24 protein-coding genes are annotated in these 23297 nt (G+C 64.6%); 6 read left to right on the forward strand and 18 right to left on the reverse strand.

The annotated features are described in order from the left end of the window. Positions 1–74 precede the first annotated feature (74 nt). From JY451_03210 to JY451_03225, 4 genes are read right to left on the reverse strand one after another with little or no spacing between them, the layout of a single operon-like run. The gene (locus JY451_03210) at positions 75–1034 is read right to left on the reverse strand and encodes an acetyl-CoA carboxylase carboxyltransferase subunit alpha (protein ID QZH75631.1); all 960 of its coding nucleotides are present in this window, start codon (positions 1032–1034) and stop codon (positions 75–77) included. Positions 1035–1044: 10 nt separating this feature from the next. Continuing rightward, entirely contained in the window at positions 1045–1926 is an 882-nt protein-coding gene (locus tag JY451_03215; protein QZH75632.1) for a tyrosine recombinase, read from the reverse strand. A 13-nt stretch (positions 1927–1939) separates the two neighbouring features. After that, positions 1940–3802 (reverse strand): hypothetical protein, encoded by a 1863-nt coding sequence (locus tag JY451_03220; protein QZH75633.1) that lies wholly within the window; start codon positions 3800–3802, stop codon positions 1940–1942. Beyond that, a complete protein-coding gene (locus JY451_03225) occupies positions 3799–3936 on the reverse strand; it encodes a hypothetical protein (GenBank protein ID QZH75634.1) in 138 nt (45 codons plus the stop codon). Before JY451_03225 ends, JY451_03220 begins: the two co-directional genes overlap by 4 nt. 92 nt (positions 3937–4028) lie before the next feature. On the opposite strand from JY451_03225, the gene JY451_03230 reads away from it, so the two are divergent. Continuing rightward, positions 4029–4604, forward strand: a complete 576-nt coding sequence (locus tag JY451_03230; GenBank protein QZH75635.1) for a shikimate kinase — start codon at positions 4029–4031, stop codon at positions 4602–4604. Further along, on the forward strand, positions 4595–5704 hold the full coding sequence (locus tag JY451_03235; GenBank protein QZH75636.1) for a 3-dehydroquinate synthase: 1110 nt from the start codon (positions 4595–4597) through the stop codon (positions 5702–5704). Before JY451_03230 ends, JY451_03235 begins: the two co-directional genes overlap by 10 nt. Here the strand turns inward: JY451_03235 and JY451_03240 are convergent. The 11 genes from JY451_03240 to JY451_03290 all read right to left on the reverse strand — a co-directional run bounded on the left by JY451_03240 (position 5701) and on the right by JY451_03290 (position 15731). Further along, positions 5701–6696, reverse strand: a complete 996-nt coding sequence (locus JY451_03240; GenBank protein QZH75637.1) for an isoaspartyl peptidase/L-asparaginase — start codon at positions 6694–6696, stop codon at positions 5701–5703. The two genes, JY451_03235 and JY451_03240, sit on opposite strands and share 4 nt — an antisense overlap. A gap of 51 nt (positions 6697–6747) precedes the next feature. Next, positions 6748–7200: a DUF488 domain-containing protein gene (locus JY451_03245; GenBank protein QZH75638.1), complete on the reverse strand. Its 453-nt coding sequence runs from the start codon at positions 7198–7200 to the stop codon at positions 6748–6750. Then, on the reverse strand, positions 7197–8063 hold the full coding sequence (locus JY451_03250; GenBank protein QZH75639.1) for a hypothetical protein: 867 nt from the start codon (positions 8061–8063) through the stop codon (positions 7197–7199). Before JY451_03250 ends, JY451_03245 begins: the two co-directional genes overlap by 4 nt. Positions 8064–8110: 47 nt before the next feature. After that, positions 8111–9463 carry a glutathione-disulfide reductase gene (gene gorA, locus JY451_03255; GenBank protein ID QZH75640.1) on the reverse strand — a complete coding sequence of 451 codons (1353 nt, stop codon included), beginning with the start codon at positions 9461–9463 and terminating at the stop codon, positions 8111–8113. A gap of 81 nt (positions 9464–9544) precedes the next feature. After that, positions 9545–10573, reverse strand: coding sequence for a hypothetical protein (locus JY451_03260; protein ID QZH75641.1), 1029 nt, complete (start codon positions 10571–10573; stop codon positions 9545–9547). A gap of 116 nt (positions 10574–10689) precedes the next feature. Beyond that, positions 10690–12108 carry a DEAD/DEAH box helicase gene (locus JY451_03265; GenBank protein QZH75642.1) on the reverse strand — a complete coding sequence of 473 codons (1419 nt, stop codon included), beginning with the start codon at positions 12106–12108 and terminating at the stop codon, positions 10690–10692. A gap of 454 nt (positions 12109–12562) precedes the next feature. Next, complete coding sequence (locus JY451_03270; protein ID QZH75643.1) at positions 12563–13174, reverse strand: hypothetical protein; 612 nt, start codon at positions 13172–13174, stop codon at positions 12563–12565. A gap of 127 nt (positions 13175–13301) precedes the next feature. Next, complete coding sequence (locus tag JY451_03275; GenBank protein QZH75644.1) at positions 13302–13775, reverse strand: tryptophan-rich sensory protein; 474 nt, start codon at positions 13773–13775, stop codon at positions 13302–13304. A gap of 75 nt (positions 13776–13850) precedes the next feature. Then, complete coding sequence (locus JY451_03280; protein QZH75645.1) at positions 13851–14207, reverse strand: DUF393 domain-containing protein; 357 nt, start codon at positions 14205–14207, stop codon at positions 13851–13853. Beyond that, complete coding sequence (locus JY451_03285) at positions 14200–15138, reverse strand: FAD-dependent oxidoreductase (GenBank protein QZH75646.1); 939 nt, start codon at positions 15136–15138, stop codon at positions 14200–14202. Before JY451_03285 ends, JY451_03280 begins: the two co-directional genes overlap by 8 nt. A gap of 53 nt (positions 15139–15191) precedes the next feature. Further along, positions 15192–15731: a DUF421 domain-containing protein gene (locus JY451_03290; protein ID QZH75647.1), complete on the reverse strand. Its 540-nt coding sequence runs from the start codon at positions 15729–15731 to the stop codon at positions 15192–15194. Between the two features lie 119 nt (positions 15732–15850). Between JY451_03290 and ettA the strand changes: the two genes are divergently transcribed. Continuing rightward, positions 15851–17524 carry an energy-dependent translational throttle protein EttA gene (gene ettA / locus JY451_03295; GenBank protein ID QZH75648.1) on the forward strand — a complete coding sequence of 558 codons (1674 nt, stop codon included), beginning with the start codon at positions 15851–15853 and terminating at the stop codon, positions 17522–17524. 83 nt (positions 17525–17607) lie between these two features. Continuing rightward, positions 17608–18117, forward strand: coding sequence for a hypothetical protein (locus JY451_03300; GenBank protein QZH75649.1), 510 nt, complete (start codon positions 17608–17610; stop codon positions 18115–18117). Between the two features lie 38 nt (positions 18118–18155). On the opposite strand, the gene JY451_03305 is transcribed toward JY451_03300, so the two are convergent. Then, positions 18156–18653, reverse strand: coding sequence for a flavin-binding protein (locus tag JY451_03305; GenBank protein ID QZH76527.1), 498 nt, complete (start codon positions 18651–18653; stop codon positions 18156–18158). 294 nt (positions 18654–18947) lie between these two features. Between JY451_03305 and JY451_03310 the strand changes: the two genes are divergently transcribed. Next, complete coding sequence (locus JY451_03310) at positions 18948–20012, forward strand: RcnB family protein (protein QZH76528.1); 1065 nt, start codon at positions 18948–18950, stop codon at positions 20010–20012. A 92-nt stretch (positions 20013–20104) separates the two neighbouring features. On the opposite strand, the gene JY451_03315 is transcribed toward JY451_03310, so the two are convergent. Then, positions 20105–20656, reverse strand: coding sequence for a cytochrome b (locus JY451_03315; protein ID QZH75650.1), 552 nt, complete (start codon positions 20654–20656; stop codon positions 20105–20107). A gap of 90 nt (positions 20657–20746) precedes the next feature. On the opposite strand from JY451_03315, the gene JY451_03320 reads away from it, so the two are divergent. Next, on the forward strand, positions 20747–21430 hold the full coding sequence (locus JY451_03320) for a 2OG-Fe(II) oxygenase (protein ID QZH75651.1): 684 nt from the start codon (positions 20747–20749) through the stop codon (positions 21428–21430). 120 nt (positions 21431–21550) lie between these two features. Here JY451_03320 and JY451_03325 read toward each other — a convergent pair whose 3' ends face one another. Further along, positions 21551–23188: a lysine--tRNA ligase gene (locus JY451_03325; GenBank protein ID QZH75652.1), complete on the reverse strand. Its 1638-nt coding sequence runs from the start codon at positions 23186–23188 to the stop codon at positions 21551–21553. Positions 23189–23297 lie beyond the last annotated feature (109 nt).

Below are 23297 nucleotides of genomic sequence, written 5' to 3' on the forward strand. Positions count from 1 at the left end.
CGCACCCGTAAGCGGTCGAATGCAAGAACCCCCGCAAGGCGGCGATGTTCCCGTTACACCATTTGACACGCAATCTAGCGGGCGAGATCGCGCCCGATCGCGAGAAACCGGTCCTCTCGCTGGCGGCGCAATTCATCGCGCGAAAGCGGGGAAAGCGCTTCCAGTTCCTCATCGATCGCAGTCACCAGGCTGGCAACTGCTGCTTTGGCATTGCGATGCGCACCACCGACAGGTTCGGATACGATCCGGTCGATAACTTTCACCCCGATCAGGTCCTGCGCGGTCAGCTTCATCGCTTCGGCAGCCTGCGGAGCCTTTTCGGCCGTGCGCCACAAGATCGAGGCGCAGCCTTCGGGCGATATTACTGAATAGACCGCGTGTTCGAACATCAGCACCCGCTCGGCGCTCGCCAGCGCTACCGCACCGCCGCTGCCGCCTTCGCCGACGATCGCCGCGACCATCGGCACGCCAAGCGCGAGGCAGGCTTCGGTCGAACGGGCGATGGCCTCGGCCTGCCCGCGTTCTTCCGCCTCGATGCCGGGGAAAGCGCCAGACGTATCCACCAGCGTCACCACCGGCAGGCCGAACCGGTCTGCCAGCTCCATCAGCCGGATCGCCTTGCGATAGCCTTCGGGCTTGCCCATGCCGAAATTGTGCTTGATCCGGCTTTCGGTGTCGTGGCCCTTCTCATGCCCGATCAGCACGCACTTGCGGCCCTTCAGCGTGGCCAGCCCGCCCATGATCGCCTGATCGTCACCGTACAGGCGATCCCCGCCCAGCGGCAGGAAGTGATCGAACCCAAGCCGCACATAGTCGTGAAAATGCGGGCGACCGGGATGCCGGGCGACCTGCGTCTTCTGCCACGGGGTAAGCGCGGCATAGGTGGATTCGAGCAGCTTGGCGCTCTTCGCTTCCAGCCGCGCCAGCTCGGCGGAAATATCCACCGCGCCGTCTTCACCCGCTGCCGCGCGCAGATCGGCGATCTTGGCTTCCAGTTCGGCAACCGGCTTTTCGAATTCGAGGAATGTGGCCATGCCGGAGCCGCTACCCCCGCGCGCCCTTGGCTGCAAGAGGGTGCCGCTCGTTCACCAGTGCCACCAGCCGCGCTGAATCGACGTGGGTGTAGATCTGCGTGGTGGCGATGTCGGCGTGGCCGAGCAGCGTTTGCAGCACGCGCAGGTCCGCCCCGCCTTCGAGCAGATGGGTGGCGAAGGCATGACGCAGCACGTGCGGGCTGACCTTGGCGGGATCGATATCCGCACGCGCTGCCAGAGCTTTCACCAGCTGATACAGGCGGATACGGCTGAGATGCGCTTTGCCCGAAGGAAACAACAATGGGGAAGCGGCGGCGGGCCGCACCGCCATCCAGCGCGACAGAGCCGCCTGCGCGCGGCGCGAAACGGGCACCATCCGCTGCTGCCCGCCCTTTCCGGTAATCGTCAGGAACGGCGCATCGCGCGGCACTGCGCTGAGCGCAAGCGCAACCAGTTCGGTCGCCCGCAGTCCGGAACCGTAGAGCAGTTCGAGCAGCACCAGCATTCGCACAGCTGGCGGGTGATCCCCCGCTGCCTCGTCCTCAACGGTGGTGAACAGGCGCTCCACCTCGGCGTGCGACAGGATCTTCGGCAAGGGTCGGCGCGCTTGCGGGCGAGGCAGGGCGGCGGAAGGGTCGTCGTCGCGCAGGCCTTCATCGACGCAAAAGCCATAGAACTGCCGTAGCGCGGAAACCTTGCGGGCGACGCTCGACGGGGCAAGGTTTGCCCAGGCGCGATTCAATCGTTCCAGCTTTTCGCGGTCCGCCGCGAGCAATTCGCCCACCGCTTCCTCGCTACCTTCGAGATCGCGGCGGTAGGCCAGTAAGGTGTTCACCGCTGCGCCGCGTTCTGCGGCGAGCATGGCAAGGAAGCTGTCGATGGCGCCAGACATCAACGCCCGCCCATCATCCGCGCGCAACCGCCTCCGCGGCGATCATCCGCGCCTCCGCAGAAAGACCGACGCGGTTGAGCGATGCGACGATGAAATAGAGCTGGCGCGCGGTCATCTGGTCCCAGCTCGTGCCCTGCATCCCGAGCCCCGCCAGCAGCGCCACCAGTGTGGCATTATCGACCTGCGCAGCGCGGCTGATCGCTTCACTCCACGGGCTGGAACGGGTGTAATTCACATCGAGGTCGTCGGCAAAATTGGCGAAAGCACCGTCTTCCAGCCGTCCGAGCCCCGCCAGCCCTGCCACCAGAAAAGCCGATTTGCGCGATCCGGGGCTGGCATCCTCGCCAAGAAATTCGTTCACTGCGCCTGAACTGACCGCTGTAGTACGGTTTGGTTGCGCCAGTGCCAGCAATGCCCAACCTTCGCTGCCTTCAGGGACGACGCTGCCCCACAGCATGGCGTTACGATCAAGCCCGGCAGCCAGCATCGATGCGATCAGCGCGGGCGCATCATCCAGCCAATTCTCGCTTGCCGGAACACGCGCGGCGGCATGGGCGGTGAGTACGCTACGGCCAAAGCCGGCGCCGTCATCCTCGCCCCACAGCTGCCGCATTGCCGCCACGCGATCGGCTACTTCCCGCGCAGTGTAGGCATTGCGCAGCACCACGGCGCTGGCCTTCGCCTCGGCATCATAGGCATCGCTGGCCCAGAGCTGCGAATAGAGATCGACCATCGCCGCCGAAGACAGCACGCCGCGCGCGCCTGCACGATCGGCGGCATTCACCCGGTCCAGCAGCGGCGCGGCGGGAATGTTCACTTCGGCCAGATCATAACGCGACGCCGCTTCTTCGCGCAGGCTTTCGGGAAGGTCCACCCCCAGCGCGCGGGCGAGTGCAAAGCGCCACGGGGTGAGTTCGTCCACCCCGTCCCATTCGATGTTCACCGCGCGCCCGCCATCACCGGCGGCGCCTGCATATCGCTGCGCCAGCCGCACGTCGATCTCCGGCGCGAGCCCGGTACCCAGCGCCCGGTCGAGCGTGCGTTCGGCGCTGCGCGCCTCCCCGTCGAAAGCGGCACACATGGCCAGCACCATTTCCCACTCACCATCCTCGCGCAGATCGCGCTGGAGCCGGGCGACAGGACACATGCCAAGCACGTCGCCGGTTGCGAGATAGGAATCGAACGCGGCATCGGTCAGCGCGCGGTTGTAATTGCCCGGATCGACATCCTGAACCAGCGCACGAGCAACCGCCGCTTCACCCATCCCGCCCAGAGCGCGGGCGCGCAGTGCGGCGAATTCCGCCGGGTTCATTCCGGCAGGCGCATCCAATCGACTGGCAAGAGCGCGGCGCAGCAGGATATGCCCCCAGCGCGAGACCAGCGGGCCATCGCTGGCGGATAGCGCGGCGCGCACCAGCGCAGCGGGCTGGCGGGCCAGCGAATGCACCGGGAAACCGCCCTCGGCAATCGACAGCACGCCGACACCCTCCATCGACCGGCGGGCGGCGGCGGGGATATCGAAGCGCGGGCGCAGGCCGAGCGCTTCGTTGATCTCGTCCTCTTCCATCGCCTCGAGTTCGCGCAGGGATGGGAAATTCGACGGCAAGTTGGTCCCGCCGGTGGTGGTGGCGGATGACGTTCCAGCCGCGGGAATGTCCTGCACAACCGGGGTCGAGACCGATCCACCGGACGGTGCCGTGGGGGTATTCTGGGTCGCCCGCGGCGTGGGCGTCGGAGCAGGCGAAGGCGTCGGCGTGGCGCGCGGCGGAGGATCCCGGAAAGCGGGCGGCAGCAGGTTTTCCGGCCCGGTCGCCAGTGCGAGGGTGGAAGAAAGGGCGAGCGTGGCACCGCCCAGCAGCAAGGCTATTCGCTTCAAGAATCTCTCTCCGGCAGGTCCAGCGGCTCGACGATCAGGCGCTGCTCCTCGCGCCCCCCGTCCCACCAGGCGACCAGCAGCACCAGCAGCGCCATCCCCGCGAGAGCGAAGAGAATTGTCCGGCGATTGGGCACGTGTCGGCAGCTTCCCGTTCCTTGTTCCCGCCCCGGACAAGTCCGGGCACGGTCTTGCCAGCGCGGTTAGCCTATCTATAGGCCGTGCGGCAATGACGATTGGCAGCAATCTTCCCGATGATGCGACGATCCGCTCGATCCGCGCGCGGTTGCGCGGGCCAGTGGTGCTGGTGGGGATGATGGGCGTGGGCAAGTCCACCATCGGCCGCAAGCTTGCGAACACGCTGGCGATGGACTTCACCGATGCCGACGACGAAATCGTCGAAGCCGCCAACATGACCATCGCCGAAGTGTTCGACCGGTTCGGCGAGGATCACTTTCGCGATGGCGAGCGGCGGGTGATCGCGCGGCTGATGGAAGAAAGCGGATCGGGCTGCGTAATCGCGACCGGCGGCGGGGCCTTCGTCCATCCGGAAACGCGGGCGCTGATCCTTGAAAAGGGCGTTGCGGTGTGGCTTGACGCATCGGTGGATACGCTGGTGGACCGTGTGGGCCGCAACAAACGCCGCCCGCTGCTCCGCAACGGCGATATCCGCGAGAAAGTGACCGCGATGAAGGCCGAGCGCAAACAATTCTATGCCCAGGCCCCGATCCATGTGCAAAGCGATACGGGGCCGCATTCCGTGGCGGTGAACCGGATACTGGAGGCGCTCGACCAATGGCTGTGATCGACGTGGCGCTGGCCGGGCGCAGTTATGAGGTGCGGGTGGCGCGCGGATTGCTGGGCGATCTGCCCGCGCAATGTGGGCAGCTGCTGCGGAAGGCGCAGGTGCCGATTGTCACCGATGCCAATGTCCACCGCCTGTGGGGCGATGCAGTGACTGTCGCGCTTGCCGATGCGGGCAAGGAAGCGCGCTGGCTGGTCCATCCGCCGGGTGAAGGGGCGAAAAGCTGGGAGGGGCTGGCGCATACAGTCGAATTCCTGCTCGCCGAAGAGGTCGAGCGCGGGGATCATATTGTCGCGCTCGGCGGCGGGGTGATCGGCGATCTCACCGGCTTTGCCGCCTCGATGCTGAAGCGCGGCTGCGGCTTTGTGCAGGTGCCGACAACCTTGCTGGCGCAAGTCGATTCCAGCGTCGGCGGCAAGACTGCGATCAACGTGGCGGCGGGCAAGAACCTTGTCGGTGCCTTCCACCAGCCCTCGCTGGTGCTGGCGGACATGGACGTGCTCGCCACCCTGCCGGAACGGGAAATGCGCTGCGGCTATGCCGAAGTGATCAAGTACGGGATTCTCGGCGATGCGGAATTCTTCGCCTGGTGCGAGGCCAACGGCGGCGCGGTGCTCGCGCAGGACGATGCGGCGCTGACCCATGCGGTGAGCGAAAGCGTCAAGTCCAAGGCGCGGATCGTGGCGGAGGACGAGCGCGAGACCACCGGCGCGCGGGCGCTGCTCAATCTGGGCCATACCTTCGGCCACGCGCTCGAAGCGCAGACCGGCTATTCGGAGCGGCTGCTACATGGCGAGGCGGTAGCACTCGGCATGGTGCTGGCGGCGCGCTATTCGGCGCGGCGAGGGTACATTTCGGTCGGCGATGCCGCGAGGATGGCCGACGCCATCGCGGCTTCCGGCCTGCCGGTGGAAATTTCCACCCTGGGCCTCAATTGCAGCGGCGAAGTGCTCGCAGCGCATATGCTGCACGACAAGAAGATGGATGCAGGCACCCTGCCCTTCGTATTGCTGCGCGGAATCGGTGAGGCGTTCCTTGATCGCGAAGTGGCGATGGCGGATATTGCGGTTTTTATGGGTGAGCAGCTCCAAGCGGGCTAGTCCGCGAAAATCCCGACTTCGTTCAGGCCGGTGCTGTCCGCGCGGCCGCGATACATGCCGCTGGTGTTGAAGCTGAAGGCGGTTTCGCCCGAAGGCGCAATCACGATCACTCCGCCATCGCCGCCAAGTTCGGCGACTTCGGCCATCACGTTGTCTGCGGCCTCGCGTGGGCCCATGCCCGCCAACTGCATCAGGCGGCAGATCGAATTGGCGACCGCAGCGCGGATGAAGTACTCGCCAGCTCCTGTAGCGGAGACGGCGCAGGCGCGGTTGTCGGCATAGGTGCCCGCGCCGATCACCGGGGCATCGCCGATCCGGTCCCAGCGCTTGCCCGTCATCCCGCCGGTGGAAGTTCCTGCGGCCAGGTTGCCGTGCACATCGCGTGCCACTGCCCCAACAGTACCGAAACGGTGTTCGTCATCCAGCGCAGTCAGTTCGCGCGAGCGGTAGCGTTCAAGCGCCTCGGCACGCGGTACGGTGATGAACCAGTCGCTTTCGACCCGCTCCAGCGAAGTGCCATCGGCGAATTCTTCCGCTCCGTTGCCGCTCAGGAAAACGTGCCGCCCGTCGTCCATCACCGCCTGCGCCAGCAGGATCGGGTGGCGCACGGTGGTCAGCCCTGCAACTGCGCCTGCAGCGCGGCTTTCTCCCAGCATCAGCGAGGCGTCGAGCGAAATGCCGCCGTCCCATGTCAGCACCGCGCCGCGCCCGGCGTTGAACAGCGGATTGTCCTCAAGCAGAGTGATGACCGCGATCACCGCGTCTTCGGAAGTGCCGCCATCGCGCAACACCGCCGCACCCGCATCGAGCGCGGCTTGCAGCGACGCGGTATATTCGGCTTCCCGTTCGGGAGTCATCGCGGATCGTTCCAGCGTGCCGGCGCCGCCGTGGATCGCCACGGCCCATTCGGCCGAGACAGGATCATGCGCCGCCACGCTTGCGGGCAAGATTAGCGCAGCAAGCGCAAGGAGATAGCGTGCAGGAGATTTCATCGGCGACCCTTTCCGGATTTTTGCCGCTTGTGCGCCCAAGCCGCTGCCGGTTCAACCCGGCAGTTCGCCGGGGTGCAGGTCGATACGCTTCCAGTCCTCGAAAGCTGCATCGACGAGCAGCGCGCGGTGGCAATGGTCGGGCTCCTCGCAATAGCAGAGCAGACAGGTGCGGCGCTCGCGCGCCAGCGTGGTCAGTTCCGCCATTTGCGCCATGGCTTCGGGCAATTCCAACTGGCCCGCAAAGACCTGCTGCAACGTAACGTAGTCGCCCCTGCGGGCCGCATCGCGCCCCTCCTTGGGCGTCCCGAGATCACGGAAGTGGCGGTAGGACATACCTGCTGCCTCTACCGCAGCTTTCAGCGAGGTCTTGGAAAAACCCGCCCTTCGCGAAAGCGGCAGGGCGCGGACATCGGCAAGCAGTTCGATCCGCGCCGCGACGAGTGCACTCACCAGCGCATCCTGAGTCGCCCGCGCATAGCCGATGGTGTGGATCACTCCGCTCATTCGATCCCCGGCGGCGGAATGGCGTCGGGGGGCTGGCGCAGGTGCGGATAGGTGACGAACATGCGCTCGTTGGCTTCGGGATTGCCGACGCCTTCAACAGTGTAATCGCCGCAGACTTGGCGTAGCGCGATGATCTGAGGCGCGTCCTGATCCAGCCGGTTCGGCCCTGCCCAGGTCATCACTTCACCCAGCCGCGCAACGGGCTGGCTGTTCACGCGGTTGACAAGGGTGTAGTAGCCCTCGGCATCCACATCGAGCCCGGTTTCGGCGTGGAACCAGGCCAGTTTATCCGGCGCATCGACCACGTCGGACCGCATGAAGAAGCACCCGTCGCGCAGATAAATGCGCCCGACGAAGGCGGCTTCAAGTTGCCAGCCGGTTCGGGCTTCGGACGCAGGCCAGGTGCGAATTCCGCCTTGCGCAGTCTCGCTCACGCGCGGGGCGATCAGCGGCTGCTGGAAGTACCAGTGCAAGTGCGGCGGCACGGTCCAGCCGTTCTCCGCCACCCAGGCATCGAACTCCTCTGCCGTGAGCAAGGTATCGATGCTCTGTACCGGTGCGTCCGGCTCCTTGCCCGCCAGCCCGTGCCCCATCAGCGCCCCGCGTTCCTCCAACCGGGCAAGCCACAAGGCCCCCAGTTGCCTGGCATTGGCAGGTGGCGAAGCAGTCGGTTCGCGGAAAGCCTCCGCCTGTTCGATGGCCGGTGCATTCGCAATCAGCGCAGCATAATCGGGACTCGGCACTTCAAGTTGGGTGGCATATTCGCCCGGCGGATCGGAGCCGGTCGGCGCGCCATCCCCTGCCCCGCAAGCGGCCAGCGCAAGCAATGGCAAGGCTGCCAGACGGAGGGAAAAGCGCGTCATGCCAAGGCGATAACGCAGCTCCGCTGAACCAGGGCTTAGTCAGCCGTTCAGCGCATCAGCACCAGCTCTTCCGCCATCGTCGGATGGATCGCCACCGTGGCATCGAAGTCGGCCTTGGTCAGCCCCGCCTTCACCGCAATCGCGGCGGCCTGCATCATTTCGGCGGCTTCGGGCGCGATCATGTGGATGCCGACGATCTTTCCATCCTCCGCATTGCAGATCATCTTGAACAAGGATCGTTCGTTGCGCCCCGCCAGCACGTTCTTCATCGGGCGGAAATCGGACAGGTAGACCTTAACCGCGCCCAGCTTGTTCTTCGCCTCGCCCTCTGTCATGCCGACAGCGGCAATCGGCGGATGACTGAACACGGCGCTGGGGATGCACGAATAATCGACCGCCACCGGATCGCTACCACCGAACACGGAATCGGCGAAGGCCTGCCCTTCGCGGATCGCTACCGGGGTCAGTTGCACCCGGTCGGTCACGTCACCCACGGCGTAGATGTGCTCGACGCTGGTTTTGCTGAAACGGTCAACCTTTATCTCGCCGCGCTCGCCCAGTTCGACTCCTGCCGACTCCAGCCCCAGTCCTTCGATATTCGGACGGCGGCCGACCGCGAACATCACGCAGTCGACGATCTCCTCTTCGCAGTCGGAAAGTTTGACCTTGTAGCGCCCGTCATCGCACTTCTCGATATATTCGAAGATCGTGTTGAACTTGAATTTGATACCCTTGGTGATCGAGATTTGCAGCAGCCGGTCGCGCACCGCTTCGTCATAGCCGCGCAGCAGCGTATCGCCGCGATTGACCAGCGTCACCTTGGTGCCGAATTCGTTGAAGATCCCTGCGAATTCATTGGCGATGTAGCCGCCGCCGGCGATGATCATGCGCTTGGGCAATGCGTCGAGGTGGAACGCCTCGTTGGACGTGATGGCGTGTTCCACCCCCTTGCATTCGGGCATGAACGGCCGTGCTCCGGTGGCGATCAGGATATATCTTGCCGTCACCACCTTGCCGCTTGCAAGAGTGATTTCATGCGGCCCGGTGATCTGCGCGCGTTCGTGGAAGATCGTGACCTTGGCGTTCTCCAGCGTGTCGGTGTAAGCGCTTTCGAGCCGGTCGACATCGGCCAGCACGTTGTCGCGCAAGGTCTGCCAGTTGAAGCGCTTGCCTTCGATTTCCCAGCCGAACCGTTTGCAGTCCTCCAGGTCCTCGGCGAAATGCGCGCCATAAACGAGCATCTTCTTGGGCACGCAGCCGCGGATTACGCAGGTGCCGCCCACCCGGTATTCCTCGGCAATCGCCACTCTTGCTCCATGCGCGGCGGACACCCGGCTGGCACGCACGCCCCCCGATCCGGCACCGATGGTAAAGAGGTCGAAATCGTAGGTGTCGGACATGCGAAGGGCTCCTGGCGGGTTTGCCCGCGCTATGGTGCATCGCTGTTCGCGGGGCAACCGCCGCCGGTTTCCGAACGCTTCCTAGCTTTCGATGAAGGGCGCGTAGTCGCGCAGCAATTGCCAGGCGCGGAGGTCTTCGATGGTGACAAGGCTCTCGTCCCTGATCCCAGCCTGCCGCTTTAGCAGCCGCTGCACGGCTGCGCGTTCGGTAGAGGTCGCGCCCGGCATGGTGACGAGCACGTCCGGCCCCTGTTCCAGCGGCACTTCGAACAGCATGGCGCAATTCATCGGATCGAAACCGAAGCCGAGGAAGGCGATCCGCTTGGCCTGCAGCAATTCGCTTACCATCGCACGTTTGAACCCGCGCTCCCCAGTGCGTTCGGAAGCGGTGTGGATCTGCTCCACAACAGCGGCGAGATCATCCACTTCGGTAGCGCCCCAATCGGCCACCGGCAGCTTGCCCGCCCGCCATTCCAGCTTACCCGGTGTGCCATAGACATGGATCACGCGCAGCTTTTCCGCCACCAGCGCGCGGGCGTCGGTCAGGCTCATCCCGAAGGCCATGTGCAGCGCCCAGGGAAGGTAATGCTCGATGGAGCGGTCGTAGTTGAAGCAGAGGATCGAGAGGTTGTCGAAGCAGCGTTCGGCTTCGGCACGCGGGACCCCGTTGACCACAGCGCGCGAGATCTGGAACAGCCAGTTCTCCTGCCCTCGCACCGGCAAGTCGCCCGGATCGCGCGGTTCCGCCTCTAAGGGCGAGGCAGCTTCGGAAGCCAGCGTGTAGTGCGCGATGGCCAGCTTGCCCACCGCCAGCACCATCGGGTTGTCGCCGTGCTGTTCGAGAATGGCATCGATGGAGGACGATATCCGCGCAGCGGAGCGGATCGTCTGCCCGGCTTCGAGCAGCGCCTCCTTCTTCACCCGCGCCTTCTTGGCAATCGCCCCGATAAGCGCATCCATCGCGGCAATATCGGCGCTTTCGAGCCCGCTGCCGAGCCGCTGGAAATCGAACCCGGCAGCAATCCGCGCCAGCAATTCGCGGCCATCGGGGAATTGCAGTTCGCAGCTTGCACCTGCGCCAACCACCAGCGTCGTCTTGGTCCTGATCATGGGAGCGACACTTGGGGTGCGATACTTAATATTTGCCTAGGACCGGGATGAAACGAAAAAGGCGGAAGCGTGCCAAAGCAGCGCTCCCGCCTTCCTCTTGATCTGTCGGCTAAAGGTTAGCCGCGACCGCCCGAGCCGCCGCCGCGCGAGCGGTTGCCCGAAGGCCGTCCGCGTCCGCCCGAACCTTGGCCACGCCCGCCTTCTGCGCGCGCACCTTCACTGCGACCGCCATCACTGCGACCCTGGCCACCGTGACCGGCACGGTTGGGCTTGCGCTGGCCGCCGCCGTGGCGTTCTACCGAAGCACCGCGCGGCTGCGGGCGGACCCGCTGCTGCTGGGTCTTGGGCGCAGGCTTGGTCGGGCCGACGCCTTCCACCACGGCGCGGAAATTCTCCGGCAGCGGCAGACGGTCGAACTCGGCATCGGTCACCTTGCAGATATCCTTCAGGTAAGCACGCTCGTCCTCGGCGCAGAAGGCAATCGCGATCCCTTCCGCCCCGGCACGCGCGGTGCGGCCGATGCGGTGGACATATTGTTCGGCCACGTTGGGCAGCTCGTAATTGATCACGTGGCTCACGCCGGGAATATCGATCCCGCGCGCCGCCACGTCGGTGGCGATCAGGATCGGGGTCTTGGCACGCTTGAATTCATCGAGCGCACGCACCCGCTGCGGCTGGCTCTTGTTGCCGTGGATGGCGTTCGACGGGATGTTCGCCTGCGCCAGACGCTTCACCAGCCGGTCCGCGCCGTGCTTGGTGCGGGTGAAGATCAGCACCCGTTCGAACTTGCCCGGCACCTTGTGCTGTTCGAGCAGGATCATTTCAAGCAGCGCGGGCTTTTCGTCCTGCTGCACCATGAACAGGTACTGGTCGATACGCTCTGCCGTAGTGGCCGCAGGAGTGACCGAGACGGTGACCGGATTGCGACAGTACTTGCCCACCAGTTCCTTGATCGTCTTGGGCATGGTGGCGCTGAAGAACAGCGTCTGCCGGGTGTCAGGCACCAGCTCGCTGATGCGGCGCAGCGCGTGGATGAAGCCGAGATCTAGCATCTGGTCGGCTTCGTCGAGCACGAGGATCTCGACGCCCGACAAGTTGAAGGCCTTCTGGTCGATCAGGTCGAGCAGGCGGCCCGGCGTGGCGACGAGGATGTCGCAGCCCTTGTGCAGCTTGTTGCGATCCTTGTTGACCGAAGTGCCGCCAACGATGGACGAAACCTTGAGCCCCGCCAGCGCACCGTAGTCACGGGCAGAGTCGGCAATCTGCCCGGCCAGTTCGCGCGTCGGCGCGAGCACCAGCATGCGGCAGGACTTGAAAGGTGTCTGCTTGGCGGCCTTGCGCAGGTTATCGATGCTGGGGAGCATGAAGGCGGCAGTCTTGCCGGTGCCGGTCTGCGCGATGCCGAGCAGGTCGCGCCCGTCGAGCACGGCGGGGATCGCCTGCGCCTGGATCGGCGTAGGGGTATTGTAGCCCTTCATGTCGAGCGCCTGCAAAACAGGCTGCGAAAGACCGAGCTGGTCGAAAGTAATAGTCATGTTGTCTGTGTAACTCGCAATATATGCGGCGCGCAGAGTCACAGCTCGCGCGGCGCGGGTGTCAAAACGACCCGCGTGAAAAGGGAAGTCTCTTGGAAAAGACCGAAGGGCTGCCGGGGTGGGATTTATCTGTTCCACCGCTTCACGCTGGCGCGCGCCTCGATTGCGGCCATGTGGTGCAGCGCAGCGTAAATGTCAATTTATTTCGTGTGGAGGCACGATCGTTACAGGTGGCGGGCCGGAGCCGGAACGGCCGGGGCGTTCATCGGCAGCGAAAGTTGACACTAAAGTGACACCAAGATCGCTGCTTTCCAGTAGTGCTTGCCCGCCCGACGGGATTGCTAATTCGTCGATGTCAAAGAGCCGAAACCCTGTGGCATGGGTGAGACACTGTAGGAAAGGGCGGCAAGCTTGCGCCAGCCGCCCCGTTCGCAGTGCAGTTGACCAGCGGGGCCTAACCCGGAGTACGCGAGGAGTTACGCGCCTGCGTGAACTCGGCTTGGGAAAGGTAGGTGTCCCCGTCATCGTCAAAATAGAAGAACGTCTGACCTGCGGTGTTGATTTCGTCCTGTGTCAGATACGGCCGGGTTTCGTCGTTGGGTTCCGGCTGGGTCGGATCGGTCGGGATGGCCCAGATCGCATATTCGGCCACGGAAAGCTGGCCATCGCTGTTTCGATCGAGCCATGCGAAATCCATCTGGCTGCGCGGTGGAATGCCCGAAGTGCTCGAATTGCCGGACGACGCCATGTTGTCGTTTCCGCCATTGCCTGTCGAACCCGACGAGGTGCCGGTGTCCGTTCCGGCCGAATTGCCGCTTTCGGCCATCATGGCCTCACGGTTGGCGTCGTATTCATCGCTGGTGGCTTGCCGGTCCATCGCGTCATAGGCGGCCTGCTGTTCCGCGCTGAGATCGCCTGCGACGGGATAACCATCTTCCATCATCGGCTCGGTGGTGCCCATCGTGTCGACATCCTCGACGGGGACAGGTTCTTCCTCTTCGGACTCGCAAGCTGCGACGCTCAGAGCGGCCGCCGAAACGAAGCTGCTCAGGATAATTCTGTTCATCGGAGTCTCCTTCCATTTTCGTCCAATGGGTTCCCAATGGATAAATGGCCGGGAGTTTCCGAAAAAGTTGGCGGCTTTGTTCCGGCGCCGGGGATTCCCCTTCAAAAGCGCAGCGAACCCCGCGTTGTCAGCGCCCGAACGGCTTGTTCAACTGCACGATTTTCCAATTAAGCAGCGTCGCGAAGCTGACCCAGACGAGGTAGGGCACGATCAGCCAGCTTGCGAGCACCGAGTATTCGCGCAGGAATATCGTCAGCGCAAGGATCGAGAGCCACAGGAACGGCACTTCTACCAGCGCCCAGTCGGGGCGTTTCAGGGTGAAGAACATCGGCGACCAGAGAAAGTGCAGCACGCCGTTGACGAGGTAGAGCGCGATCAGGAAGCTGGTCTCCCCCGCCGCTTCTGCCGCATCCCAGCTCAACACGAAGGCCCAGGCGGCGAGGCCGAGGATCAGAGTCCATGCCGGGCCAAACAGCCAGTCAGGCGGTTGCCAGCTCGGCTTGGCGAGATCGCGGTACCATTGGCCGATCTTGGTCAGCAGCCCGCCTCCCAGCCCGAGGATGACGGCCCAGGCGACAGCGAAGATGACGGGGAAGCTCATGGTGCAGGGCTTACCCTGCGCCGGGGGCAAACCGCAATGACGCATATCCCGCCATGCAAATTAGGCGGGCGGTGCTCAGCCAAGCCGGGCCGCCCATCGCTGCAATCGCGGACGAAAGCCCAGAAAAGTGCGGTAGGCCGCTTCGAACAGCCGGTCGAACAGCGGCAGCCGCGCCAGTTCGCCAATCGGGCGCAGCAGTGGGATCTTGCGGTACATCGCCGCGAAGGCCGCCGCGCCGGATAGCACGTGCGTGCCCTCGCGGGCGTGGAAGCGGGCGAGCAGGTCCGCCTGCGAGACCGGGCAATTCTCCGGCTGCCCCTCGCTGACATCGACGAAGCCGATCGCCCTGCGCCGGTCCAGCCGCCGCAGGAAAGCGATCTCGCGGCGGCACAGCGGGCAGGCGCCGTCGTACCAGACAGTGAGATCAGCCATTCGCCTCCACCATGTCCGCCAGCGTCATGCCGGACAGCCAAGCGCCTTCGACGCGCGGCCCAACCAGCCAGTCGCCGCAGAGCCCGATGCGCTGTTCCGCATCCCACAACGCGCCTTCCCCTTCGGCGATGGCGCACAGGGCATAGCGCCAGCGGTGCGCATCGGCGTGGACAATTGCGGGCAGCGCGCCGCCTACCTGCTGGCGGAAGTGTTCGACCAGCAAGGCGATCACGGTATCGCGCTCGGCTTCCAGATATTCGCGGCTCCACGATGGGCTGGCCTGCACCACCCAGCATTCACCTCGCCCTCGCCCCGGCTTGGCGGAATTGCGCGCGGCCCAGCCGATGGCTCCGGCGTTGCGCAGGGTGTCGGCGTGATCGACCGCGCCGTCGAAGGCCAGCATGAGCGTCCAGCATGGCTCGCTCACAGTAGCTTCGGCCTGAGCAGCAAAGGCAGCAGCGTGAGGAGCGACCAGTGCGGCAACCTGCTCGGCGGGCACTGCCACCAGCACGGCATCGAAGCGCGCGCGAGGCAGGTCCTCGCCCGCCAGCCGCCACCCGCGCTCGTCGCGCTCCAGCGCTTCCACCCGCACGCCGAAGCGCACTTCCAACGCCTGCGCCAGCGCCCGGACCGGCGCATTCATGCCGGGAGTGCCGACCCAGGCGCCTTCGCCCGCCGCGGGCCAGCGCGCTACCACGCCCGTCACTTCCCAGGCGCTCACCTGCTCGGCAAAGCGCGGATCGGTGACGGTGAAATACTGCGCCCCGTGATCGAAATGCAGCGTCGTGCCGTGCACTTCCGCCCGTCGCGTCGCCATCCGCCCGCCGGGGCCGCGGCCCTTGTCGAACAGGGTGACGTTGTGTCCGCGGTTCACCAATCGGGTTCCGCAGGCAAGTCCGGCCATTCCGGCCCCGATGATGGCAATCCGCATCGGGCGCATTTGGCGACGATGGCGGACATTCCCAATACCGGACTTGGTTCCGGTTATGCTTTTGCAGGCGGCCCGGTGTCGGTTCTCTGCACGCCTTCCAGCAGCGCCTCTTCCAGCCCCTCGCCGTGGAGCACCGAAATGTCGCCCGTGGTCTCCAGCACCACCGCGCGCACATTTTGCAGGTGAAGGACATTCGCCTCGCGCAACTTCGCGCGCAGGTCGCCTTCCGCCACGCGGGTGCGCTCCAGCGCGGAATGGATGATCACCCCGTCGCGCATCAACACCACCGGCTCGTTCTGCATCACCGCTTCGACAGTATCGGAAATCTTGCGCACCTTCGCCATCGCCCATTGCATGACAAACAGCCCTGCCATCGCCACCATAGGCTGGGCGAATCCCTGCCAGTCGTTCGCCTGCGAAGCGCCCGCCACCAGCGAACCCTGCGCGATCGTCATCACGAAATCGAAGCTCGTCATCTTGGACAGCGAGCGCAGCCCCACCACCCGTACCAGCATAACCACCCACAGCAGCGCCACCGCCGCCAGCACGAAACCGCGCAGCAGCACATCGGGCCATTGATCTTCGAGCAGCATGGCCCTGCAACGGACCGTGCGCGGCAGTGGTTCCATCTCGCGGCTTGCCCGCAAGCCCCGCAGCCCCTATCTGCGCGCGCAACCACTTCCCACACGCATTCCCGACGAAGGACCGACCGATGGCCGCCCAATACGCCTATGTCATGAAAGGCATGACCAAGACCTTCCCCGGCGCCCCCAAGCCGGTGCTGAGCAATATCAACCTGCAATTCTATCGCGGGGCGAAGATCGGCATTGTCGGGCCGAACGGCGTCGGCAAGTCCACCCTCATCAAGATCATGGCCGGGATCGACACCGATTACACCGGCGAGGCATGGCCGGGCGAGAACATCACCGTCGGCTATCTGGAACAGGAGCCCGAGCTCGATCCGACCAAGACCGTGCTCGAGAACGTCAAGGAAGGCGCGCGCGAAACGGCGCAACTGGTCGAACGGTTCAACGAGATTTCCGCGCTGATGTGCGAACCCGATGCCGATTTCGACGCGCTCGGCACCGAAATGGGTGACCTGCAGGCGAAGATCGATGCGGTGGACGGCTGGACGCTCGACAACCAGCTTGAGATTGCGATGGAAGCGCTGCGCTGCCCGCCCTCGGATTCATCGGTCAAGTCACTTTCCGGCGGTGAAAAGCGCCGCGTCGCGCTGACCCGGCTGCTGATCCAGAAGCCCGATATCCTGCTGCTCGACGAACCGACCAACCATCTCGATGCCGAGTCCGTGCAGTGGCTCGAAAACCACCTCAAGGAATATGCCGGCGCGGTGCTGATGATCACCCACGATCGCTACTTCCTCGATAACGTGGTGGGCTGGATCCTCGAACTCGATCGCGGGACCTACTATCCCTACGAAGGCAACTACTCCACTTACCTGGAGAAGAAGGCGAAGCGGATGGAGCAGGAAAACCGCGAGGAATCGGGCAAGCAGAAGGCGCTTCAGCGCGAACTCGAGTGGATCCGCCAGACCCCGGCCGCGCGCCAGACCAAGAGCAAGGCGCGCGTGCGCAAGTTCGAGGAATTGCAGGACGCGCAATCCGGCCGCAAGCCGGGCAAGGCGCAGATCGTGATCCAGGTGCCCGAACGGCTGGGCGGCAAGGTGATCGAGGCCAAGGGGATTTCGAAGGCATATGGCGACAAACTGCTGTTCGAAGACCTGTCCTTCATGCTGCCCCCCGGCGGCATTGTCGGCGTGATCGGGCCGAACGGCGCGGGCAAGTCCACGCTGTTCAAGATCCTGACCGGCAAGGAACAACCGGACTCCGGCACGGTGGAGATCGGCGAAACGGTGCGGCTGGGGTTCGTGGACCAGAGCCGTGACCACCTCGATCCGAAGAAGAACGTGTGGGAGGAAATCTCCGACGGGCTCGATTACATGACCGTCAACAAGCACGAAACCTCCACCCGCGCCTATGTCGGGGCGTTCAATTTCAAGGGTTCGGACCAGCAGAAGAACGTCGGCAAGCTGTCCGGCGGTGAACGCAACCGCGTGCACATGGCCAAGATGCTCAAGCAGGGCGGCAACGTGCTGCTGCTCGACGAACCTACCAACGATCTCGACGTGGAAACGCTGGGCGCGCTGGAAGAAGCGATCGAGAACTTCGCGGGCTGCGCGGTGGTGATTTCACACGACCGCTTCTTTCTCGATCGGCTGGCGACGCATATCCTCGCCTTCGAGGGGGATAGCCACGTCGAATGGTTCGAGGGCAACTTCGAAGCGTACGAGGAAGACAAGCGGCGCAGACTCGGCGATGCGGCGGATCGGCCTACGCGGGTGGCCTACAAGAAGCTGACTAGGTAGAACGATGTTTGACCTTTGATGTCCGGAGGTCACCCCCGAAGAAGCCATCCGGAAACCCCGGCCCTCCCGCGCGTTCATCCCGCATGGCACATCCCGGCACCAAGCGAAACCGCATCTGGCCGATGGCCGTTTTCCTGATCGTCTGCGCACTGGGCTATGCTGCGCGCGAGGCGATCGGGACGGTCTATTCGAGTGCCGAGGCGACGCAGTTGATCGAGGCGCTGAGCCGCGCAGGGCTGTACCTGGGCTCGGCCATCGTCACCGCTTCGGTCACCACGCTGGCGCTGATGCTCACCCTGATCGGGATGCTGCGCAAGATGGACGAGGATTTCGATGACGAGACCTACCGCAGCGTCGATCTGATTGCCCGGCTGGCCACCGCCGCACTGATGGTCGGGCTGTTCGTGCTGCTCGCCTATACGCTGCCCGTTGGCGAGTTCGAGAAGCTGCCGCCCGACTGGTATCCCTATCTTTACGACGGCTTGTTTGCCGCAACCGTGGTGATGGTGGGGTTGATCGCCGCCACGGTGACGGTGCTCTATCGCACCCTTCGCCGGGTCATCATGCGGCTGACCCCGGGTGACGAAGTGTAGGGCCAATTGCCATCGGCCAGGCAAGGGCAGGGGACACCCTATGGCGTCACCCAGTGTGCCTCCCCGCCAACCAGATCGAGAACCGCGCGGCGGTGGCCGTCGTTGCTGAGGCTGAACCAGTCGACCTGCTCCAGCGCCACCAGCAGCACGGCGAAATTCGCCCGCGCCGGGGCGAGCTGCTCCTCATCCGGCTTCAGCCCTTCGATCCAGTCGGGCAGGCCCGATGTCGGGCCGTCGGACAATGTCCCCGGCCCTTCCCCCATGTAGCAGCGCCTTGCGAAGGGCGTGCTCTCTTCCCACGCGGCATCGGCAGTCGGCCCTGCCAGTTCGATCCGCCCCGTCCCGCGCGCGCGGATTTGCAGCTTCGCCGCCGGATCGTAGAACAGCACGCCGACCGGCGCGCACTCCCCGATCAGCATGGCCTTGGGCGAGCGGGCATCGGTGTGGAAGCGCAGCGTCCAGCTTTCCGCATCGAAACCGCGCAGCACCATCACCCGCGCATCGGCATCGGCGGTGGCGATCACCGGGGTGTGCATGGCCGAGCGGCGGTTCCGCGCACCCTCGGCGATATGCCGGGCGATGTCCTCGCGGATTTCGGCCAGTTCCGTCGCGTTCATCCAGACTGCTTTCAATATGAACAATGAGCAACCAGAGCGGTTCAGTTACTGCTCATCGCGACTCGATACAAATAGCGACATTGAATGGGGTAGTTTTTCGACAATCATCAGCGCCGCAGCACTCGGGCGGAATTGGTCAGCATATACGGAGATGTTGCAATGCAACTCGCAAAATTCCTGAAGTCCTGCGGTATGGCCGCGCTGGCAGCCGCGATGGCGGTGCCGGCTTTTCCCGCGCTGGCCAGTGCCGCGAGTGCCGATTCCGCTGCCGAAACGCAGCGGCAGGACCGGCAGCAGCGTGGTGAGCGCCGGGGCGGGGGGGGCAATCGTGATGCCCGCCAGAGCCGGGGCAACGGCGGCGGACAGGCACGTGCTCGCAACAATGATCGTGGCGGTCAGGAGCGCGCTGCTCCGCAGCCTCGCAATCGCGGCGAACAGTTCCGTGACCGGCCTTCGCGCGATGCCGCGCAAAGCGACCGCCGGGGCGCCAGTGCCCGGGTAGATGCGGAGCGGGTCCAGCCTGCCCGTGCTGCTCCGGCTCCGCGTGCTGCCACTCCGCAACGCCCGGCAAATTACGGTGCAACCGCGCGGCAGAACCGCGATTACGGCGGCAGCCAGCGGCAGGACCGGCGCGGTGGGGACCGCGATCGCGATACCAATCGCGGCAATCGCGGCCAGCGAGATACCGGAAACCGGGATCGCGGCCAGCGCGACTGGAATAACAATGGCGGCAACCGCAACTGGGGCGACCGCGATCAACGCCGGGGCGAAAGCCGCGACCAGCGTCGGGGCGACCGCGACCAGCGCAACTGGGGCGATCGTGATCGCGACCGGAGCCAAGGCGACCGGGATCGCAACTGGGGTGACCGGGACCGGGATCGCCGGGACTATCGCCAGCGGGATCGCAATGGTTCCTATCGGGATGGCTATCGCGAAGGTCGGCAGGAAGCGCGGCGGGATCACCGCCGCTGGGATCGCAACAACTGGCGGCGCGACAACCGTTATGACTGGAACCGGCACCGCGCCAGCAACCGCACGATTTTCCGGCTTGGCAGCTATTACTCGCCGTACCGGAACTACAGCTACCGCCGCCTGAACATCGGCTTCTACGTGGACAGCCTGTTCTTCGGCAGCCGTTACTGGATCAACGATCCGTGGCAGTATCGCCTGCCCGACGTTTACGGCCCCTACCGCTGGGTCCGCTATTACGACGACGTGCTGCTGGTGGATACCTACACCGGCGAAGTGGTGGACGTGATCTACGACTTCTTCTGGTAACGACAGCGACATGGCCAAGAGCTAGAATTGCCGGAGCGAGTGGCCGGTGATGGCCCCCCGTCCCGCAAGGGCGGGGGGTTTCGCATTTCCAGCTAGGCCTTGGGCGTGCCGAACGGCAGCATCCGCCACAGGTTGCCGTCCTTGTCGATCACCATGTGCTTGATCGCACCGAGCACGTGCAGCCCGATCAGGATCAGCATCGCTTCCCCGCCGGTGCCGTGGAGATCGAAGATCTCCTCGCCGATATTGGGACTTTCGGCCACCGGCAGGGCAGGCAGGGTGAACAGGCCGAACACGTCCACGCCCTGCCCATAAAATGACGAGGCGAGCCAGCCGCCCAGCGGCAAGCCGATCAGCAGCGCGTAGAAGATGAAATGCACCGTGCGGGCAAGCAGCCTTTCCCATGTGACATAATCGGCAGGAAGCGGCGGCGCCGGGTGGCCGAGGCGCCAGGCCAGCCGCACCAGAGTGAGGACCAGGATGGTGATCCCGATCGCCATGTGGTTGCCCATATAGGCCTCGGCGTCGGCGCGGACATCGGTGTGATCTGCCGCCTCGGCCAGCCGCCAGTTGACGATCACCGCAATCGCGATCAGCCAGTGGAGCAGCATCGCCACTCCGGAATATCGCTTCGTCTCACCCATGCTTCCCGCTCCCCAGTCCGCGCAATGTCCGATCCCGGCGCAAACGTGCTCTTGCCTCCGGGCGAAAGCAATGGAAAAGCAGGCCTTGAGATGACCAGCAAGGCAGCCAGCAAATATCCGCCCAACGCCGATCAGGCGGGCCTCAGGAAAGTGGGGGATCGCGTGCGCGCCCGCCTCGCCGCCAATCCCGCCGCCTACAAGGTGCCGAGCGATGATGTGGAGCTGTTCGCGGTGGGCGATTTCATGTCGCCCGCCGAATGCGCGAAGATGATGGAACTGATCGACGCCACCGCCAAGCCGAGCCGGGTGTTCGAACTCGACTATTCGGATGGCTACCGCACCAGCTATTCGGGCGATGTCGATCCCGCCGATCCCTTCGTCAGGAAGATCAGCCGCCGGATCGACGACCTGCTCGATATCGACCCCGACTTCGGCGAGACGATCCAGGGCCAGCGGTACATGCCGGGGCAGGAATTCCAGCCGCACCACGACTGGTTCCATCCCGGCACCACCTACTGGGACCTGGAAATGCATCGCGGCGGGCAACGTAGCTACACCACCATGGTGTTCCTCAACCACGTCGAGGCAGGCGGCACGACCGATTTTACCGAGATTGGCCTTTCGCTAGAGCCCAAGCCCGGTGTGCTGCTGGCATGGAACAATGCCGACCGGAACGGGATTACCAATCCGCTGACGATGCACGCGGGCCGCCCGGTGGTGGCGGGGTGCAAATACATTATCACCCGCTGGTATCGGACCAAGCGCTGGTATTGATTCCCGGCTTCGTCATTGCGAGCGAAGCGAAGCAATCCATCTACAGACCCTGCATTTACAGCAAACCGCAGGAGATGGATTGCCGCGTCGCCTTCGGCTCCTCGCAATGACGAGGAAGGCTTATCTCGCCAAAGCCTCGGCGATCAGCTTGCGGCTGTTCTCCACCCCGTAAAGCGCGATGAAGCTGCCCATGCGCGGCCCTTGGGCGGAACCCAGCAGCGTTTCGTATTGCGCGCGGAACCAGTCGCGCAGGGACTCGAAACCGAAGGCCTCGTCCTTGCCCACTTCGTAGACGATGGTCTGCAAGTCTTCCGCCGCCATGTGCGGATCGACCTGCGCCAGTCGCGCATCGAGCGCCCGCAATGCTGCCGCTTCGTTCGCCAACGGAGCGCGCTTCACCAGCGTCGGGGCGACGAAATCGCGGTTGTAGGCCAGCGCCTTGCCGACCAGCACATCGAGCGCCGGATGTGCCTCCGGCCGCGCATCGGCAACGTAGTTGCCGAGGTAGGACCACACCTGCGCCCGGTCCGCTTCGGCTCCCAGCACTCCGACGAGGTTGAGCAGCAGGCCATAGGTGACCGGCAGGCTCTCCCCCGCCCCCACGGGCGGTTGCGAACCGCTGGCGTCCTTCACCCGCAGCAGGTTCCACGCCGGATTGCCGAGCTGCTTGTCCACGTCCTGCGTCGGGATCGCGGCGCGGAACTGCCAGTATTCGTCCACCGCCCGGGGGATCACACCGACGTGTAATTGCTTCGCGCTCTTGGGATTGGGGAAGATGTAGAAGCCGAGGCTTTCCTCTGACCCATAGTCGAGCCATTGCTCGATGGTCAGGCCGTTGCCCTTGGACTTGGAAATCTTCTCGCCGTTCTCATCGAGGAACAGCTCGTAGATCAGCCCCTCGGGCTTCCGCCCGCCGAGCACGCTGACGATCTTGCCCGATTGCACGCCGCTGTCGGTCAGGTCCTTGCCGTACATTTCGTAGTCGACGCCGAGCGCGTACCAGCGCATCGCCCAGTCCACTTTCCATTGCAGCTTGGCCTGCCCCCGCAGCGCGCTCTGTTCGACCGTGCTACCGTCGGTATCCGTGAAGCGGATCAGGCCCGCTTCGGCATCGACCACTTCGACAGGTACTTGCAATACATGGCCGGTGGTCGGGCTGATCGGGAGGACGGGCGAATAGGTCTGCCGGCGTTCCTCGCGCAGGGTCGGCAGCATGATGTCGAGAATCGCCTGGTTACAGCGCAGCACCTGCCGCAGCGCATCATCGAACGCGCCCGAATTGTAGCGATCCGAAGCGGCGACGAATTCGTAGTCGAACCCGAAGCGATCGAGGAATTCACGCAGCATGGCATTGTTGTGCGCGGCGAAGCTCTCGTACTTCTCGAACGGATCGGGAATGCGGCTCAGCGGCTTGTGAAGATTGGCTTCGAGCAGCGCCTTGTTGGGGACGTTGTCGGGTACCTTGCGCAGGCCGTCCATGTCGTCCGAGAAGGCAACCAGCCGCGTCGGCGCGGGAGCGCCGTCGGTGCTGGCGACGATCTCGTAGGCTTTGCGCACCAGCGTGGTGCGCAGCACTTCCTGGAAAGTGCCGATATGCGGCAGGCCGCTAGGGCCGTAGCCGGTCTCGAACAGCACCGGCAGGGGCGAACCATCCTTGGCGGCTTTGCCCTGGGGGTAACGCTTGGCAAGCCGCTGCGCCTCCTGAAACGGCCAGGACTTGGAAACACGGGCGGCAGCGATCAGCGCAGGGTCGAACATGGCTGCGGCCTTTGCGCAAGGATGTGCATGTTGCAAGAGCGAAGGCCCGTCGCGACGTCAGCCCGACGAAACCAGACCAGGAACTGGCGCAGGAAGATTGGCGACGCAG

The sequence above is a fragment of the Erythrobacter sp. genome (assembly GCA_019739335.1).
Classification (GTDB): domain Bacteria; phylum Pseudomonadota; class Alphaproteobacteria; order Sphingomonadales; family Sphingomonadaceae; genus Alteraurantiacibacter.